This is a genomic window from Arthrobacter sp. Y81 (assembly GCF_002929335.1).
GTDB lineage: Bacteria > Actinomycetota > Actinomycetes > Actinomycetales > Micrococcaceae > Arthrobacter.
Genome location: NZ_PJIL01000091.1, coordinates 1 through 537 on the forward strand (window position 1 = coordinate 1; position 537 = coordinate 537).

The window sequence follows — 537 nt, forward strand, 5'->3', positions numbered from 1 at the left end:
TCAGGCATTACGTTCCTTCTTTCGGGCATGAAAAAAGCGCCTCGGTGGGCGCTTAGGTTGGTGGTGCTTGGTGCAGGTTAGGCGGCTTCCCACTTGCCTGCGTCGTTGTGGTCGAGAGTGACCTTGGAGACTGTGCGGGATGCTTGCGAGTAGACGCAGATACCTTCCGGGTTCATGAATCCAGGTGCAGCCTCGGAGCCTTCGACGCGCAGGTACTCAAGCGCCTTGGCAATTGCAGCCGTGTCATTGGGGCCGCGGTACAGCACTGGAACAATGCCGATGTTCAGCGTCGTTTCGAGGTCCTTGAACCGGTCGGTATTGAACAGGCTGAAATGCTTCTCGGCCATGCCGTATTTGCGCTGGATACCGCTTCCCCACCACTCGCCGTAGTGCAGGCCCTCACCCAGTAGGCGCACCAGCTCGGCGGCGTTGCGTCCCACCCACCTGGCGAACCCGTAGTTGTCGGTGTCCTTGCCGGGTCGGATCAGACGTGTTCGGGACTGGGCGTAGACGCCGAAGATCGCTCCATCATGCGCA

General features: G+C 60.1%; 1 protein-coding gene. It reads right to left on the minus strand.

What is annotated here, in order from left to right; translation table 11 throughout:
- Positions 1 to 77: 77 nt before the first annotated feature.
- Positions 78 to 537 (minus strand): RNA ligase family protein (locus tag CXQ91_RS24330; protein WP_104176376.1); only part of this gene is annotated, 460 nt, incomplete at its 5' end.